Raw genomic sequence first — 15,340 nt, forward strand, 5'->3', positions numbered from 1 at the left:
GGGTGGCCTTTTTCATGGGCTTCGCGCTACCGCTTTCAAGCTGTGGAATAGTGGCAGCTTGATTGCAACCCCTTGCGCGCCTAGGAGCCCACCGATGAAGACCAAAGCAGCCGTCGCCTGGAAAGCTGGCGCCCCCCTGACCATTGAAGAACTCGATCTGCAAGGCCCGCGCGAAGGCGAGGTCCTGGTCGAGATCAAGGCCACCGGCATCTGCCACACCGATTACTACACCCTCTCTGGCGCCGACCCGGAAGGGCTGTTTCCCGCCATCCTGGGCCACGAAGGCGCTGGCGTGGTGGTGGACGTGGGCCCGGGCGTCAAGAGCCTGCGCAAGAACGATCACGTCATCCCGCTCTACACACCGGAATGCCGCGAGTGCAAGTTCTGCCTGAGCCGCAAGACCAATCTGTGCCAGAAAATCCGCGCCACGCAGGGCAAGGGCCTGATGCCTGACGGCACCTCGCGCTTCTCGCTCAACGGCCAGCCCATTCTGCACTACATGGGCACATCCACCTTCAGCAACTACATCGTCGTGCCCGAGATCGCGCTGGCCAAGATCCGGGAAGACGCGCCCTTCGAGACCGTCTGCTACATCGGCTGCGGCGTGACCACCGGCGTGGGTGCCGTGCTGTTCACGGCCCAGGTGGAAGCCGGCGCCAATGTGGTCGTGTTCGGTCTGGGCGGCATCGGCCTGAACGTGATCCAGGGCGCCAAGATGGTGGGTGCCGACAAGATCATCGGCGTGGACATCAACCCGAACCGCGAAGCCATGGCGCGCCAGTTCGGCATGACCCACTTCCTCAACCCCAAGGACATCGAAGCCGCGGGCGGCAACATCGTGGATGCCATCGTGCAACTGACGGATGGCGGCGCCGACTACAGCTTCGAGTGCATCGGCAGCACCAGGACCATGCGCCAGGCACTGGAATGCACGCACAAGGGATGGGGCCGCTCCATCATCATCGGCGTGGCTGAAGCCGGCGCCGAAATCAGCACCCGCCCCTTCCAGCTGGTGACCGGCCGCAAGTGGGAAGGCTCTGCCTTCGGCGGCGCGCGCGGCCGCACCGACGTGCCCAAAATCGTGGACTGGTACATGGACGGCAAGCTCAACATCGACAGCCTGATCACGCACAAGCTTCGCCTGGATCAAATCAATGAAGGTTTTGATTTGATGAAACGCGGGGAATCGATCCGCTCGGTGGTGATCTACTGAGGTTTTGACATGCCAGGGAACCAGCCGATGGGCACACTTCAATTGCTGACGGAGCACGCCTGCTTTGGCGGCGTGCAGCGCTTTTACCGCCACGCCTCGGGCGCCATCGGCCTGCCCATGCAGTTCGGCCTGTACCTGCCGCCTCAGGCCCTGCAAGGGCAGAAGGTGCCGGTGGTGTTCTATCTGGCTGGCCTGACCTGCTCTGAAGAAACCTTCGCGATCAAGGCCGGTGCCCAGCAGCATGCGGCGCGTCTGGGCCTGGCCATCCTCACGCCGGACACCAGCCCGCGCGACACCGATCTGGACGAAGCCAATGAGGCCTGGGATTTCGGCGAGGCCGCCAGCTTCTACCTGGATGCCACCGAGCGCCCCTGGTCGGCCGCCTGGCAGATGGAAACCTACATCACGCAGGAGTTGCCCACGCTGCTGAGCCACCACCTGCCTGTGGACACCGATCGCATGGGCATCTTCGGGCACTCGATGGGCGGGCATGGCGCCTTGACACTGGCCTTGCGCAACCCGGGCTTGTTCAAGAGCCTGTCAGCGCTGGCGCCCATCTGTGCGCCCACCCAGTGCCCCTGGGGTGAAAAGGCCTTCAGCGGCTACCTGGGGCCGGATCGCACGGCATGGCCTGCACACGACGCCAGCGCCCTGATGGCCGAGTACCCCATGCCGCCGTATCCGGATGGCATCCTGATCGACCAGGGCCTGGCCGACAAGTTCCTGCCCACGCAACTGCACCCTGAAAAGTTCGAAGAGGCTTGCTCGACAATCGGGCAGCCTCTTCAGTTGCGTCGCCACGAGGGCTATGACCACGGCTACTACTTCATCCAGAGCTTCGTGGCAGACCATCTGGCCCACCATGCACAAGCGCTGGGCTGCTCGCAGCCTTGACCGGCCTCAGCCCATCCTGAACACCGACACCGCCTGAACCAGTTGCTGCGCCTGCTGCCTCAGGCTCTCCGCGGCAGCCGCGCTTTCCTCCACCAGTGCGGCGTTCTGCTGAGTGGCCTGGTCCATCTGGCTGACGGCCTCGCTCACCTGTGACACACCGGAGCTTTGCTCCGCGCTGGCACTGGTGATCTCGCCCACGATGTCATTGACACGGCGGATGGCGGTGACGACTTCCTGCATGGTCGACCCGGCCTGGTCCACCAGGTTCGTGCCTCGCTCGACGCGCTCCACGCTGGCGCCGATCAGGGACTTGATCTCCTTGGCAGCTTCGGCCGAGCGCTGCGCCAGGTTGCGCACTTCACCGGCCACCACGGCAAAGCCACGGCCTTGCTCGCCGGCACGCGCGGCTTCCACGGCGGCGTTCAAGGCCAGGATATTGGTCTGGAAGGCGATGCCGTCGATCACGGTGATGATGTCGGAGATCTTGCGCGAGCTCTCGTTGATCTCGCGCATGGTCTCCACCACCTGGCTGACGACTTCGCCGCCCTGGATGGCCACCGTCGAGGCGCCATTGGCCAGTTGATTGGCCTGACGGGCACTGTCGGCGTTCTGCGTCACGGTCGAGCCCAGTTGCTCCATGGAGGCGGCCGTCTGCTGCAGGGCCGAAGCCTGCTCTTCCGTGCGCTGGCTCAGGTCCTGATTGCCCTGGGCAATCTGCGAACTGGCCGTGGCCACGCTCTCGGCGCCCATGCGCACACCGCCCACCATCTGCACGAGGTTTTCCTGCATGTCGGCCAGGGATTGCATCAGCGTGCCGATCTCGTCCTTGCCCTCAACCTTGATGCGGGCCGTCAGATCGCCGTCAGCGATGCGGCGGGTTGCCTCCGATGCCGCCACCATGGGCACGGTGATCATGCGGGTGATCCATACGGCCAGGAAGGAGGCCAGCGCCACGACGCCGATCACCAGGGCCAGCACCCAGCCGCGGGCCTGCGAATAGGTTGCCTGCGAGGCGTGGTAGGCCTCTTCAGACCCCTTGTTGTTCAAGGCGATGTCCTCGTTGAGCGTCGCCCTCAGCGCACGGAATGCGTCGCGCGTTTCAGTTTTGTAGGCTTTTCGAGCGTCCAACAGTCCGCTCTCGCCCTGACGCGAGCTTGCGGTCATCTTGTGACTGGCTTCGTAGTAAGCAGTCAGTTGTGACTTGAATTGATCCGACAGCTTGCGTTCATCTGCCGAGGCGATCATGGGTTCGTATTGAGCCAGCAAATCCGCCACCTGCTTCTTGGCCTTGGCCATGCGCTCGTCTTCCGTCGCATGGTCTTGATCGCTGTCAGCCAGCAGGTGAAGCGCCTCCGCGCGACGATGTTCAGCCAGCGCATCACGCATGTCACTGAGCAGCCGGACGCTGGGCAGCCAGTTCGTGGCGATATCCGCCGTGTTGCCATTGATGACGGAGAGCTGCCTGACAGCGAACCCGCCAACCAGCATCGTCAACACCACCACCACCGCGAATGCGGCGCCGAGCTTCTTACCCAGTTTGATGTCGGACATGTTCATGAGATCAACCCATCCACAATTGGCTGCAATCGATTTCTCAGTCGGCAACTCAAGGCGCGCAGCGATGCCCTGGCCGCTCTACTCAGTGGATTTCGGCCATAAATCAGCCGACTTGAATCCGGATTCAGAACAAATTCAGACAAGCACCGCCGCCAGATTGACAGGACTTTACAAAGCCCGATCACGCACCGACGCTATCCTTGCCCCTTTGCCAGAGAGTGCAGTTCATGGTCAAGTACGTGATTCGAGTGGTGGCACTGATTGGCGCTTGTGTCCTGTCTTTCCTGCTGTGGACGGCTTTTCACATCCCGAATACCGGTGACATCGACATCGCCAACGCGCTGGCGGACGACGTGATGGCCACCTACGGGCAGTTCCACCCACGCACCGAAGTCGACAAGACCAGCCAGGGCAAGGTGCTCTACGCCCACCCGGGTAGCGGCGGGCAACCCACCTTCGTGATCTACGAGGTCACGGATGCGGCCGAACGCGCGCGCATCGTGAACGCCACCCGCCAGGCCTTGCGCAAGGCCCATGCGGCCAGCGCCACGCTGAAGTTCTACGAGCGCCAGAACGTCACGCACTTCGAGGGTGGCGGCATGCGTCGCGGCCCCGAGCAACTGATCGAAACGGTATCGGTCAAGCCAGATTGAAGCGCCGGCGCATCCAGCGTGTCACCATGGTGGTCACGCTCAGGTAGGCCAGCAAGATGCCCGTGAGGGCCACCCAGTAATGCCAGGGCAGCGCCACCAGCCCGAGCGAAGCGGCAACGGGTGAATACGGCAGGTACACACCCACCGCAGACACGGCCAGAGTGGTACCCGTCAAGGCACGGCTGGCGCGGCTCTGGAAGAACGGCAGTCGCCCGGTGCGGATCACGTGGATGATGAGCGTCTGCGACAGCAGGGACTCCACGAACCAGCCGGTGTGGAACAGCACATCCTGCGCGGGCGTCTGCGCCTTGAAATAGAAATACATCAGCGCAAACGTGGCGTAGTCGAACAGCGAGCTGATCGGCCCGACCATCAGGATGTAATGCGCGATGTGGCTGATGTCCCAGTGACGCGGCTGCGACAACTCTTCCTCGTCCACCGCATCGGAAGGAATGGCCGTCTGCGAGATGTCGTACAGGAGGTTGTTGGTCAGCACCTGGATCGGTGCCATGGGCAGGAAGGGCAGCCAGGCGCTGGCCCCCAGCACGCTGAACATGTTGCCGAAGTTCGAGCTGGCCCCCATGCGGATGTACTTGAGCAGGTTACCGAAGACCTTGCGCCCTTCGATCACGCCGTCGTCCAGCACCAGCAGGCTCTTTTGCAGCAGGATGATGTCGGCAGACTCCTTGGCGATGTCCACGGCGGTGTCCACCGAGACGCCCACATCGGCCGCCTGCAGCGCGGGGCCATCGTTGATGCCATCACCCAGGTAACCCACCACGTGCCCTTTCGCGCGCAGCGCCTGGATCACGCGAGACTTCTGCCCGGGCGACAGCTTGGCAAACACCTGTGTCTGCTCGACAGCTTCGCCCAGCGCCACATCGCTCATGGCCTCGATCTCCCGGCCCAGCAGGATGCGGTCGATGTGCAGATCCACGTCACGGCAGATCTTGCGCGTCACCACCTCGTTGTCACCCGTCAGGATCTTCACGGCCACCCCATGGCGGGCCAGCGCAGACAGGGCCTCGCGCACGCCCTCCTTGGGTGGATCCAGGAAGGCGATGAAGCCCAGCAGCACCATGTCGCGCTCATCGGCCACGGTCACAGGAGGCTGCCCCTCCAGCAAGGGCTTGTAGGCGATGGCGATCACCCGAAAGCCGTCTTCATTGAGCGCCCGACTGGTGGCCTGCACCGTCTCCAGGTGGCTGTCATCGAGCGCAAAACGCCGCCCGCCTGATTCCGCCTGTGCGCATGCCGCAAAGACCTCCTCGACGGCACCCTTGCAGATCAACAGACGCTGGCCCTGCCCTTCCACCACCACGGACATGCGCCGCCGCTGGAAGTCAAACGGGATCTCGTCCACTTTCTGATACTGGCCGCGCGCATGCAGCTTGTCGTGCACCTCGGTGTACTTGAGCACCGCCTGATCCAGCTGGCTCCTGAGGCCCGACTGGTAATAGCTGTTGAGGTAGGCAAAGTCCAGCACCCAGTCGCTGGGCTGCCCATCCAGATCCACGTACTTTTCCAGGATGATGCGGTCCTGCGTGAGCGTGCCGGTCTTGTCCGTGCACAGCACATCCATGGCACCGAAGTTCTGGATGGCCTGCAGGCGCTTGACGATGACCTTCTTGCGCGACATGGTCAGCGCCCCCTTGGCCAGGTTGACGGTGACCAGCATGGGCAGCATCTCGGGCGTCAGGCCCACCGCCACCGCCGTGGCGAACAACAAGGCCTCCACCCAGTCGCCCTTGGTCAGGCCATTGATCAGGAACACCAGGGGCACCATGACCATCATGAAGCGCAGCATCAACCAGGTGAAACGGTTGAGCCCCTGATCGAAGCTGCTGGGCCCGCGCTGCCCTGTCATGGCCTGGGCGATGCCGCCAAACACGGCCCTGGGGCCGGTATGCACCACCACGGCGGTGGCCGACCCGCTGGCCACGTGAGTGCCCATGAAGCAGGCGTTGCGCAAGGCCATGGTGTCCACGCCAGGCGATTCGATCAGCGCGTACTTTTCAACAGGCAAGGACTCGCCAGTGAGCGCCGCTTCGTTGACAAAGAAGTCCCGGGCACTCAGCAAGAGCACATCCGCCGGAATCAGGTCGCCCACGGACAGGTGCACGATGTCGCCCGGCACCAGTTGTTCGATCGGCACCTCCTGCGCTTCGGTCGGTGCCCCCGATGGGCCCGATGCTGCACGCGCGCCGCCTTTGCGCAACACAGCTGCGGTGGTGTGGACCATGGCGCGCAAGGCCACGGCAGCACGATCGGAGCGACGCTCCTGCACAAAGCCCAAGGTGATGCTGAGCACCACCATCAGGAAGATCAACACGGCTGACTGCGCATTCCCCGTCAGCAGGGACACCAGCGACAAGGCCAGCAGCAGGAAATTCAGGGGATTGGCCACCCGCTGAATCAACTGCACCAGCAGCTTGCGCGTGCCGGGCGGCGACACCTGATTGGGGCCGAACCGCGCCAGCCTTTGCCTGGCCTCCTGCGCCTGCAGGCCGTCCTCATGCGCCTCCAGCGCCGACAGGATCTGATCGACGGGCTTGGTCGCCAGATCGACCAGTGTCTGCCCTGGTTGGCTGGATGACGTTTGGGGCGTGCTCATGACTGCCATCATCCCCTCATTCATGTGATCAGACGATGACGCACGGGTGAAACTGGTAGGCTTGCACCGTCAATATCAAGGAGATTCCATGTCACTGAAGTCCACTCTCGGCGCCGCCGGCCTGGCCTTGTCGCTGGCCGTTCTGTCCGGCTGCGCCTCATCCCCCACGTCGACCAACGCCGCGGCCAACACATCCGGCGCCGTCCCCAAGCTCAAGGTGGTGAACAACTGCTCGTGCCAGGTGCCGCAAGAAATCCCTGGCCTGATCAATGCTGGCTACAGCATCGCAGCACACAATGCCGGCAAAGCCATCAACCAGGATGACGAAGCCACGTTCGCCATCACACAGTTCTCCCAACGCAGTGCAGCGGGCCGCTTGCTGGCGGGCGCCATGGCAGGCAAGGACGAAATCACAGGTCTGGTCACCTACAAGGGCCGAACCTTCACCGTCAACGAGTACTACCTGAACATCATCAACACGATCGATGATGCAGCCAACAAGGTCGGCATCTACGCATTCAAGGGCCTCGCTAACTGACCCACAGCGCAACAACTGGCGCACAACGGGTCAAGCGCCGTTCTCATGGCAGGGAACGGCGCTGGAACGTGGCATCAGTTGATCGTCAGGCGCTTGCCGCTGCTTGCAGCCTTCTTGGGCAGCGTCAGCTCCAGCACGCCATTGTTGAACGTGGCCTGGGCCTTGCCCTCGTCAATCTCGTGAGCCAGCTGGAAGGAGCGGGAAACCTGACCGTAGTAGCGCTCCGAACGCAACACACGCTCACCGTCCTTCACCTCTTTCTCCTGCTTGACTTCACTGCTGATCGACACCTGATTGCCTTCGATCTCGACGTGGATGTCTTCCTTCTTCACGCCGGGTATTTCGGCGTGAACCAGATAAGCGCCTTCCTGCTCTTTCACGTCCATCCTGATCTGCTGAGGGGGCACGCTGTTGGGCAGGTCCATGGGCTTCACGAAGAAACCGCGGAACAGTTCGTCCATCGGGCTGTAGCGGGTGACGTTACTCATGACGATCTCCTTCAACTGGGGTTGGCATCCAGGCATCCAAGTGCCGATGTGCACTACATGGGTCGCGGCCGTATTTTTTCAAGCGCACGGCCAACGTGGTCTTGACATCGGTCAAACTCGTCGGACGCCCATTCACCGACACCCCGCACGAACGCGCGCCTCACCATGCCCTTCGCCACGGCCCCTGACGGCACACGCCTCTACTACGACAGCGTCGGCACCGGCACGCCCCTGCTGCTCATCAGTGGCCAGGGCTTCGACCACCACATGTGGGATGGCGTGCGTGACGACTTTGCAAGGCACTTTCAGGTCATCGTGTATGACCATCGCGGCACGGGGCAAAGCGACAAACCCGAGCACGGCACCTGGTCAACCCAGAGCTTCGCGCAAGACGCCGTCAGCGTGCTGGATGCGATGGGCATTCAGCGCGCCCATGCCTATGGGTTTTCGATGGGCGGCCGCATCGCGCAATGGCTGGGCATCGACCATCCGGATCGGGTGTTGTCGCTGGTACTGGGGGCCACCACGCCTGGCAATGCTCACGGCGTGCGCCGTCCTGCCGAGATCGATGCCCTCATGGCCAGCGGCCAGCAAGCCAGACTGCTGACGGCCATGGTGCCGCCCTGGTGGCTGGCCACACATCCGCAATGGCTCAAGTACATGTCCGACCGAGCGCGCCAGCCCATCCCGGCCTTCGCGCAACGCCAGCATTACCTGGCCAGCGAAGGGCACGAGGCCTGGGCCGATCTGCTTCGCATTGCCGCCCCCACCCTGCTCATTCACGGTACGGCAGACCAGATCAATGTGAGTGCCAACTCCGAATTGATGGCCAGCCGCATTCCGGGCGCCCGACTGCACCTGATCGACGGTGCAAGACATGGCTATTTCTGGCACGCCCGCGAACAAGCCAGTGCGGCCGTGATCGACTTTCTGAAAGCCCATCCACCTGACGGTTTTTCCGACGTTTGACCTCGGCTGGCGGCGCTATCGTCGCCGGATGCAAACGCCCAAGTGGACCGCAGGCCTGCCCCTACCCGGAATGGGTGGTGCCTTGATGCTGTCCGCGCTGGCGCACGGCCTGGCGCTGGCCTGGTGGCTGCATGCCCACCAGCATGAGGACAACGCGCCCAGCATCGGCCAGAAAAGGGGCAGCCTCACGGTGACCATCGCCCCCGTCCCGCGAGTGCCACGGCCCCAGGCGCCGCCCGTTGTGCCGCCCCGGAGGCACACGCCTTTGCCCACACCACGGGTGCTCGCCACACGCACGGAGGTGGCACACCCGACACGGACCGTCGCACAAGCCGCACTGCCGCCAGATCCGCCGTCCCTGCCCGCTTCGTCAGGCCTCCTGGAAGACACGTCACCCGCCCCTGCCCCTGCCGAGCCCCGGCCCGCCATCGCGCCCCAGGCGCCAGCGGCATCCCAGCCAGATGCACCGGGCGCCCGCTTCGCCAACCTGTTTGCCCCCATCATCAGCCGTCCACTGGGACGAGGCCGCTGGCAAACGCGGCCCTCTGCACCTGCCTTCGATGAGCGCGACGCCGCCATGCAACGCGAGCAGGCCATACAAGGCACGCGGCAAGCGCTCTACCAGCGTGTGGAAGCCCTGCGGCAGTCTCTGCATCAGGCACCCCTGGTCGGTCGCTGCGCGATCCGCATCTCGCTGACCCAACAGGCCGCTCAGCTCGACTGCACGGAACAGGTGGACCTGCAGCGCCTGTCACCTCAATTCGGTACCGTCCTCAGCCTGCAAGCTCGCGGCACCCCTGTGCAGGCTGACAGCTGCCTGGTGGTCCAACAGTTCGAGCTCCGGTGGCAAGCCTGCCCGGATGTTGCCGAGGGAGCGACACCTGGCACCACCGCGGCCACACCCTGAATGCAAAGCGGCCCCGCAGGGCCGCTTCAGACTCACCTGGCGCGGTGCGCCGTCATTGCACGATGCCGTCGATGACCGACGGTTTGGTGCTGGCGGGGGTGGCCTCGGCACCCAGGGCGGTGCGCGCATTCACATCCACCAGGGCAGACGTCGGCAGCGTCAGGAGACCTGCTGCGGTCAAGGTCAGCCCCGACGACACGGTGTTGCAAGCCACCTTGCCCAGACGAAGCTCACGCTCCAGGTACTTCACGTAGTACGTGGTGGGCGTGCTGTCCAGGATCGACGTGCCATCCAGCATGTCGAAAGCAGGCACCCAACGCGCCGAAGGACCGCATTGCGTGGGCAGGTTGGTGTCCGGGCTCACGCAACTGCCGGGAATGCCTTGCAGTTCACCAAAACCGCTGAACTGCAGCTGCACCTTGTTGCCGTTGTAGTTGGCGGCCTGCGCACCCGCGATGTTGTTCAAGCCCCCGCTGTTGCTGGGCGTGTAAACCGCATTGAGCGTCAGCACCTTGGGTGGATCAATGGTGACGCCGTTGGCACCGAAGAACTTGTTCCACTGGTTCGGCCCCGTTTCCCACTGGTAGATCGTCGTCGCCTGATCGATCAAGGCCGAGCAGTAGTAAGACCCGCCCGCATTCGGGGTGCCGTTCGCATCGCACTTGATGCTGTTGAGGTCGGCATCGGCCACCATGGTGCCACTGTTGAGCCCCCATTGTTGCGAACCCATGCCCGCCTTGCTCGCACCGGAAGCATCCGCATCGGCTGAACCGTCATTGAGCATGCCCGCATGGAAGGTATAGGTGTAGTTGGTGGCGCTCGGGCCCCACACACCACTGTCCTTGAAAGGTGACGATGCCAGCGTGGCCACAGGCGGGCTGCCCACGTTGCTGACCAGGTTGGTGCCGGTCTTGGGGCACATGCTCACGCAGTTGAGCCCGATGTCCGACGCGGAGGGGTCCACCACCTCACGGGTGCGATAGGACACGGTGTCCGTGCCCAGGAAGCCGTGCCCGGTCGGCACGTCAATGCCACCGGCGCCACCGCCTGACGGGAAGAAGATCGGCAGCGAGCGCACATGATCGGTACCGGACAGCACCGTGGCGTCCAGGGCCACTGGCGCGTTCAGGGCATGCGGCGAACAACCGTTCTGATCACACTGCTGGTAGCCGATGGCATTGAGGCTGCTGCCATCCCACTGCAACTCGTAGGACGTGTTGGCTGGCGCTGGTGTGCTGCCATCCGTGGTACCGATGGACGCGTGCGACCAGTACATCATCGACACGTTCTTGAAGTCATCGAGCGTGCCTGTGTGGCGGGTGAGCTTCCACAGCTTGCCGCCCTTCTGGACCGGGGTGAGGGCCACGTCGGCATCGCCAACCCGTCGAGTGAGGGTGCCATGGCCCAGCGCGATCTCCGACATGGCCGAGTCAGGCAGCCACAGGCCCCAGAAGCTCCAGAAGCCGTAATAGGTGTCGCTGCCATTGACATACTTCACCGGAAAGCCCGGGTTGGAGATGTCCAGCCGGCTGCCATCGCTGTTGTAGGTGCCGTAGCGCCAGGTGGAGGAATGCCCGTTGTCCTTGTCGCGATCGAAACAGACGTCAGGATTGCTGCCTTCCCTGCGCCGGAAGTTGGCCGAGTCAAAAGCAAAGAGATAGCTGTAGGGTGTGCTGTTTTCGGTGCCGCTGATCGTGCCGTCGCCTGCGTCATTGGCTGGGTCGGTGTGCAACTTCAACTGCGTGGTCGAAGGGCCACCACCGCCGTTTTCTTCCTGGTAGAAACTCAGGCCACTGGCATCGGATTTCAAGGAGCCGCGAAAGACGCACGTACCCGGATTGCCGTCGGGTTCACCGCAGAAATACATCGAGAACAGGCCGTTGGGATTCTGGTCGGACTTGCCTGCGGTGGCCACGATGTAGGCGTAGATGGTCATTTTCTGCGGCGAGCCACCGTTGTCCTGCTCGTCGTGCAGCCAGGCCTTGATGATCAGGGGGTCATTGACCGATGCCTGGGTGGACTCCACCACGCTGGACATGTAGTTGGTGGCGTTGGAGGCGCCGGCACTCGTGCTGGTCGACTTGCTGCTGTCACCACGACCTTCACACTTGCCCTGGTCGATCAAGGCCACATAGGGGCCCTGGTTGACCATCGCATCACCGCGCATGCTGCCGATGATGCACATGATCATGTTCACCGTACCGATGCGGTCACCCACGCGGTCCTGCACCCAGGTGTTCTGCTTGTCGGTGACGTACGCGCCACTGCTGGGCGGCGTGGCCCATGCCATCTGTGCGGCCCCCGCGGCCAGCACGCTCATTGCGAACGGGATACCCTTGCGCCATAGCTTCATGATCGCCTCCCCGTTCAGTGCGCCGACACCACCTGCACCGACGAGGGCAGGGTGATATTGGATGAGGTCACCGTGGTGCCACCACCGTCCGACGAGCCGGACGACGAGGAACCTCCACCGCCACAAGCGGACAGACCCAGAACCGAAAGTGCAAAAAACACCAAAAGCGCAAAACGACGCATAGACCCTCCAGACGACACACGTGCCCGATCAGCAACCCAAGCGCTTTCGGCCTGATTGTTTGTCCGCTTTAGTGGGCCAGGATGGAATGGAACGGTCGTTCGTGATTTAAGGGCGCACCCCGAGGCCGATTGGCCTTTTCAGACAGCTCAGCGTTGCCCCGAACCAAAGGATTGGGTCCAGCTCACGTCAATGACAGGGCTGCTCAGGCCCCCGTGCAGACTGCGAATACGACCCGCTCCGATTTGCAATCGACTGCGCGGCCCGATCGTGTGCCCGAGCAAGACCATGCCTTGGGCAACGGCGCCACCCTCGGTGTCCACGCCACCACCACCGGCAGCACCCGCCAGCAGTTCGGCCCCCAGGTGCCATTGCGGGCTGCCCAGATCAGTCTGCCACCCGGCCCCCACCAGCCCCAGCGAGTAGGCACCCGCCTGGCCCGAAAAAGCACTGTGCGCTTGGCCCGTCAGGTAGAACTGCGCGCCCAGCTGCCGCTTGAGCTTGATGCCCACCGTGTCCAGATCCAGCTGGCGGCCATCCTTGCGCTGCGCACGCAGCACATGCTGCAGGCTGGCCGACCACTCCAGCCCGACGATGCGGGTCGACGAAGTGCGACCAGGGTGATCCAGTTGCCAGCCGAGTTGCCATTGCGCGTAATGAGCCTGGTAGGCGCCACTGCCTGAACGCACCGCCCCGGCCTCCATGCTCACAAAGGCATCAGGCCCGATTTCCCATCGCAACACGCCGGCCGCCTTGCCCAAGGTGCCGCCACCGGTGTCGAGTGCGCCACCACCACCCAGTCCCAGTGAGAGCCGTACGCCGCCGTACACATCGTCCAGGCCGATCGCCGCAGCCGACGTCTCCCAGCCCCCCGTGCCAAGCAGCTCCATGTAGCCATCGGCGCCACCATGCGTGGCCGCTGCGGCCTCCAGACCCCAGTAGCAGTTCCCGCCTGCACGCTGTTCCGCACGCACGCCGACCAGCTTCAGGTTGCTCGCGGGCTGACCCGGGCGAGCCTTCACATGCAGCTGCGCCCCCGTCAGCATCAGCCGGTCAACACCCAACCCGGTTCGGCCCGGCGCGCTGCTGCTGCGCCCCACGTCAGCCGCGTCGAAATAATGCAGCCGCCCATCCCAGTTGAGCACCAGGCCGATCTGCTGGCTGCCCATGCGCCCGCTGGGCATGTTCACGCGCGACCAGGCCAGACCAGTCTGCACCGGCCCCCAGTCATAAAGCAGGCTGGCGGCGGGCACCACCATCAGGCCGCCCCCCACGGGCGCACCGCCACCACCGCCACCACCGGCCATCAGGCCCAGTTGCGCACGCCAGGGCCCCTGAAGTCGCCAGCGCCGCTCGATCTGGCCGCCCAGCACGAAAAAACCACCCCGCTGGCCCGTGGCCGCGCCGACCACAGCCGGCCCCATCCACCAGCCGGGCTCGGCTTCCAGCAACAAGGCCGTGCTCAACAGCCCCAGACGCTCGCCACCTTCCAGGTGCGCCGGATCAAAACGCATCTGCAGCGACATCGGCATGGCCAATGGCTGCGCATCCGCTGCGGGCACCTCGTCTGCCAGAGCCTGCGCAGCCCCCATGGTCAACGCCAGCGCGCCGAGCGCCGCCACACGGAGGGGGATCGAGAGGTTCATGCAGATGCCATCTTTCTGCCCTCAGGGGGGGCCGGTTGCACAACCCCCATCGTCGCACAGACGGCAACGTGCTCAGGCCGCGGCCAGCGCTTTCTCGATGTCGGCCTGCAGGCCCTTGGGCGTATCGGTAGGGGCATAGCGCCCCAGCACCCGGCCATCGCGGCCGATGAGGAACTTGGTGAAGTTCCACTTGATGGACTTGGTGCCCAGAATGCCGGGCGCCTCCTTGACCAGCCACTGGTAAAGCGGATGGGCGTTGGGGCCGTTGACGTCGATCTTGGCCATCATCGGAAAGCTCACACCGTAGTTGAGCTGACAGAACGAGGCGATCTCGCTGTTGGCGCCGGGATCCTGCGACCCGAACTGGTTGCACGGAAAACCCACCACGGCCAGGCCCTTGGCGCCGTAGTCTTTCCAGAGCTTTTCCAGGCCATCGAACTGGGGCGTGAAACCGCATTTGCTGGCCGTGTTGACGATCAGCAGCACCTTGCCACGGTACTGATCCAGCTTGACGGCTTCACCGGTGATGGTCTGCGCTTCAAAGTCGTAAACAGTGGTCATGTCGATACGAATGCGGAAGGTGGCAGGAATTGGAAACGGCAGGCAGGTTAACGCAAGCGCCTTGTCCGGTGGCCTGAAGGGGCAAACCCGCTCAACGTTTGATCAAGGCGCCTGCCGCCTCGCCAGCGGGTTGCAAGGGCCCCAGCGGGTTGGATTGCCGCTCCGTCTGCTTGATCTGTGGCTCGCCACCGTAGTTGCGAAACAGCACGACACCATCACGCGCCACGATCAGCCCCTGGAACTTCCAGCCCGTGATCTCGGTGCGCCGCCGAAAGTTGAGGAAGTCGCCCCAGAAACCGCCCTCCCGGTGGCTGTTCTGACGACCAAAACTGAACTCATAGGCACGACACAGTTGCCTCGCTTCGATGCAATCGCGGATACCAGGGTCCAGCATGGCCAACGGCACACTGGGGTTCGGCGCCAGCCGCGCCACCACCTCAGGGTAGGGAATCAAGCGCACATTGGCCGATGCCTGCACATCGAAACCCAGCTCCTTGAGTTGCGCCACCGTGGTCTCGTAAGGCTTGACACGCTCGATGGCATCACGCGCCTCCTCGAAGGTGGCAAAGCCAGACTGGCTCTCCGTGCTGCCACGCGGCAACAGGCTGCTACAAGCTGCCAGCAACAGCATCAGCGTTGACAAAAAGTAAATGCGCAGGCTGCCCATGACCTCATCACAAATGACTGACGCAGCGACATCCGCCACGACCTGCCGACTGTATCGCATAGCCCATGTATTGACTGCCCGGTTAATGCGTCGTGCAGTT

Annotated in this window: 14 protein-coding genes; 6 read left to right on the plus strand and 8 right to left on the minus strand. The window is 63.6% G+C overall.

The window, feature by feature from the left end:
• Window positions 1-94 precede the first annotated feature (94 nt).
• Both VFW93_RS06315 and fghA read left to right on the plus strand, forming a co-directional pair.
• Window positions 95-1,213, plus strand: a complete 1,119-nt coding sequence (locus tag VFW93_RS06315) for an S-(hydroxymethyl)glutathione dehydrogenase/class III alcohol dehydrogenase (protein WP_329693140.1) — start codon at window positions 95-97, stop codon at window positions 1,211-1,213.
• Window positions 1,214-1,240: 27 nt separating this feature from the next.
• Window positions 1,241-2,107 carry an S-formylglutathione hydrolase gene (fghA, locus tag VFW93_RS06320; RefSeq protein ID WP_329693141.1) on the plus strand — a complete coding sequence of 289 codons (867 nt, stop codon included), beginning with the start codon at window positions 1,241-1,243 and terminating at the stop codon, window positions 2,105-2,107.
• Window positions 2,108-2,113: 6 nt separating this feature from the next.
• On the opposite strand, the gene VFW93_RS06325 is transcribed toward fghA, so the two are convergent.
• Window positions 2,114-3,658: a methyl-accepting chemotaxis protein gene (locus VFW93_RS06325; RefSeq protein ID WP_329693142.1), complete on the minus strand. Its 1,545-nt coding sequence runs from the start codon at window positions 3,656-3,658 to the stop codon at window positions 2,114-2,116.
• 233 nt (window positions 3,659-3,891) lie between these two features.
• Between VFW93_RS06325 and VFW93_RS06330 the strand changes: the two genes are divergently transcribed.
• Window positions 3,892-4,317, plus strand: coding sequence for a hypothetical protein (locus VFW93_RS06330; RefSeq protein ID WP_329693143.1), 426 nt, complete (start codon window positions 3,892-3,894; stop codon window positions 4,315-4,317).
• Here the strand turns inward: VFW93_RS06330 and mgtA are convergent.
• Complete coding sequence (mgtA, locus tag VFW93_RS06335) at window positions 4,304-6,931, minus strand: magnesium-translocating P-type ATPase (protein WP_329693144.1); 2,628 nt, start codon at window positions 6,929-6,931, stop codon at window positions 4,304-4,306. The genes VFW93_RS06330 and mgtA overlap by 14 nt on opposite strands.
• An 88-nt stretch (window positions 6,932-7,019) precedes the next feature.
• Here mgtA and VFW93_RS06340 point away from each other — a divergent pair, with 88 nt between their 5' ends.
• On the plus strand, window positions 7,020-7,469 hold the full coding sequence (locus tag VFW93_RS06340; protein ID WP_329693145.1) for a hypothetical protein: 450 nt from the start codon (window positions 7,020-7,022) through the stop codon (window positions 7,467-7,469).
• Window positions 7,470-7,543: 74 nt separating this feature from the next.
• Here VFW93_RS06340 and VFW93_RS06345 read toward each other — a convergent pair whose 3' ends face one another.
• Window positions 7,544-7,957, minus strand: a complete 414-nt coding sequence (locus tag VFW93_RS06345; RefSeq protein ID WP_329693146.1) for an Hsp20/alpha crystallin family protein — start codon at window positions 7,955-7,957, stop codon at window positions 7,544-7,546.
• 165 nt (window positions 7,958-8,122) lie between these two features.
• Between VFW93_RS06345 and VFW93_RS06350 the strand changes: the two genes are divergently transcribed.
• Both VFW93_RS06350 and VFW93_RS06355 read left to right on the plus strand, forming a co-directional pair.
• Complete coding sequence (locus VFW93_RS06350; protein WP_329693147.1) at window positions 8,123-8,926, plus strand: alpha/beta fold hydrolase; 804 nt, start codon at window positions 8,123-8,125, stop codon at window positions 8,924-8,926.
• Window positions 8,927-8,954: 28 nt separating this feature from the next.
• A complete protein-coding gene (locus VFW93_RS06355) occupies window positions 8,955-9,833 on the plus strand; it encodes a hypothetical protein (protein ID WP_329693148.1) in 879 nt (292 codons plus the stop codon).
• Window positions 9,834-9,885: 52 nt separating this feature from the next.
• Here the strand turns inward: VFW93_RS06355 and VFW93_RS06360 are convergent, their stop codons facing one another.
• From VFW93_RS06360 to VFW93_RS06380, 5 genes are all read right to left on the minus strand, one after another.
• The gene (locus tag VFW93_RS06360) at window positions 9,886-12,186 is read right to left on the minus strand and encodes a hypothetical protein (protein ID WP_329693149.1); all 2,301 of its coding nucleotides are present in this window, start codon (window positions 12,184-12,186) and stop codon (window positions 9,886-9,888) included.
• 14 nt (window positions 12,187-12,200) lie between these two features.
• Complete coding sequence (locus tag VFW93_RS06365) at window positions 12,201-12,347, minus strand: hypothetical protein (protein WP_329693150.1); 147 nt, start codon at window positions 12,345-12,347, stop codon at window positions 12,201-12,203.
• 168 nt (window positions 12,348-12,515) lie between these two features.
• The gene (locus tag VFW93_RS06370) at window positions 12,516-14,012 is read right to left on the minus strand and encodes a hypothetical protein (RefSeq protein WP_329693151.1); all 1,497 of its coding nucleotides are present in this window, start codon (window positions 14,010-14,012) and stop codon (window positions 12,516-12,518) included.
• A 72-nt stretch (window positions 14,013-14,084) separates the two neighbouring features.
• A complete protein-coding gene (locus tag VFW93_RS06375) occupies window positions 14,085-14,573 on the minus strand; it encodes a glutathione peroxidase (RefSeq protein WP_329693152.1) in 489 nt (162 codons plus the stop codon).
• A 91-nt stretch (window positions 14,574-14,664) separates the two neighbouring features.
• Window positions 14,665-15,240, minus strand: a complete 576-nt coding sequence (locus VFW93_RS06380; protein WP_329693153.1) for a hypothetical protein — start codon at window positions 15,238-15,240, stop codon at window positions 14,665-14,667.
• Window positions 15,241-15,340: the final 100 nt, after the last annotated feature.

Source organism: Aquabacterium sp. (assembly GCF_036279675.1).
Taxonomy (GTDB): Bacteria; Pseudomonadota; Gammaproteobacteria; order Burkholderiales; family Burkholderiaceae_C; genus Aquabacterium.

Coding starts and splice junctions, on each gene's coding strand:
- VFW93_RS06315 (WP_329693140.1), top strand. CDS start 95: ATGAAGACCAAAGCAGCCGTCGCCTGGAAAGCTGGCGCCCCCCTGACC.
- fghA (WP_329693141.1), top strand. CDS start 1,241: ATGGGCACACTTCAATTGCTGACGGAGCACGCCTGCTTTGGCGGCGTG.
- VFW93_RS06325 (WP_329693142.1), bottom strand. CDS start 3,658: ATGTCCGACATCAAACTGGGTAAGAAGCTCGGCGCCGCATTCGCGGTG.
- VFW93_RS06330 (WP_329693143.1), top strand. CDS start 3,892: ATGGTCAAGTACGTGATTCGAGTGGTGGCACTGATTGGCGCTTGTGTC.
- mgtA (WP_329693144.1), bottom strand. CDS start 6,931: ATGAGCACGCCCCAAACGTCATCCAGCCAACCAGGGCAGACACTGGTC.
- VFW93_RS06340 (WP_329693145.1), top strand. CDS start 7,020: ATGTCACTGAAGTCCACTCTCGGCGCCGCCGGCCTGGCCTTGTCGCTG.
- VFW93_RS06345 (WP_329693146.1), bottom strand. CDS start 7,957: ATGAGTAACGTCACCCGCTACAGCCCGATGGACGAACTGTTCCGCGGT.
- VFW93_RS06350 (WP_329693147.1), top strand. CDS start 8,123: ATGCCCTTCGCCACGGCCCCTGACGGCACACGCCTCTACTACGACAGC.
- VFW93_RS06355 (WP_329693148.1), top strand. CDS start 8,955: ATGCAAACGCCCAAGTGGACCGCAGGCCTGCCCCTACCCGGAATGGGT.
- VFW93_RS06360 (WP_329693149.1), bottom strand. CDS start 12,186: ATGAAGCTATGGCGCAAGGGTATCCCGTTCGCAATGAGCGTGCTGGCC.
- VFW93_RS06370 (WP_329693151.1), bottom strand. CDS start 14,012: ATGAACCTCTCGATCCCCCTCCGTGTGGCGGCGCTCGGCGCGCTGGCG.
- VFW93_RS06375 (WP_329693152.1), bottom strand. CDS start 14,573: ATGACCACTGTTTACGACTTTGAAGCGCAGACCATCACCGGTGAAGCC.
- VFW93_RS06380 (WP_329693153.1), bottom strand. CDS start 15,240: ATGGGCAGCCTGCGCATTTACTTTTTGTCAACGCTGATGCTGTTGCTG.